Below are 1,006 nucleotides of genomic sequence, written 5' to 3'. Positions count from 1 at the left end.
CCTGCCGGCCGGCGTGTTCCAGCGGTGCAGGGCGGGCTCCATCGAGGCCGGCGTGCGCCTGGTGCAGGCGCCGGCCGATCGCGGCCGTGGCCTTCACCGGCTCGTTCAAGGGCGGCACGGCGCTGGCCAAGGTGGCCGCAGAGCGCCCGCGCCCGATCCCGTTCTACGGCGAGCTGGGTTCGGTGAACCCGCTGGTGGCGCTGCCTTCGGCGCTGCAGGCCAACGGCGCCGCGCTGGCCGAGACGCTGGCCGGCTCCATCTGCCTGGGCTCGGGCCAGTTCTGCACCAGCCCCGGCGTGATCGTCGTGCGCCAGGACGCCTCGGGCGATGCCTTCGTGCAGGCCCTGGCCGACAAGCTGCGCCCCCTGGCGCCGCACGCCATGCTCACCCCCGGCATCCGCGGCGCGTTCGACCGGGGCGTGGCCGCATGGCGCGGCCACGGCAAGCTCCGGGCCCTGGTGAGCGAAACGGCCGAAGCCGGCGCTACGCCGCGCCCGTTCCTGGGCGAAGTGCAGGCGGCCGACTTCATCGCCGACCCTGCGCTGCACGAAGAGGTCTTCGGTTCCGCCGCGCTGGTGGTGCGCGTGGCCTCCATCGAGGAGACCGTGGCCGTGCTGCAGGCCATCGGCGGCTCGCTCACCGTCACGTTGTGGGGCGCCGATGCCGACACTGCCGAACACCGCGCGCTGGTGCGCGCCGCCACGCAGGACCGCGAAATGCTCGGCGCCCTGGGCGTCAACCAGGCGTGGCTCTTCACGGGCGTGTTCGCGCTGGGCGCGATGCTCGCGGGGCTGGGCGGCGCGGTGCAGCTGCCGCGCGAGCCGGCCAGCCTGGCGCTGGACCTGCGCGCCATCGGCGAGGCGTTCGTGATCGTGGTGGTGGGCGGCATGGGGTCGATCCCGGGCGCCTACGTGGCCGCGCTGCTGATCGCCGAGATCAAGGCGCTGTGCGTGGGGGCTGGGCACGGTGCAGTGGTTCGGCGTCGAGGTGTCGTTTTCCAAGCTCA

Annotated in this window: 1 pseudogene; it reads left to right on the top strand. The window is 74.1% G+C overall.

The window, feature by feature from the left end:
* Positions 1 to 86: 86 nt before the first annotated feature.
* Positions 87 to 1,006 (top strand): annotated as a pseudogene (locus AC27IQ_RS25615) (aldehyde dehydrogenase family protein); the annotation flags it as partial.

Source organism: Acidovorax sp. KPB24-07 (genome assembly GCF_057543315.1).
This window is presented reverse-complemented; position numbering and strand designations above follow the sequence as displayed.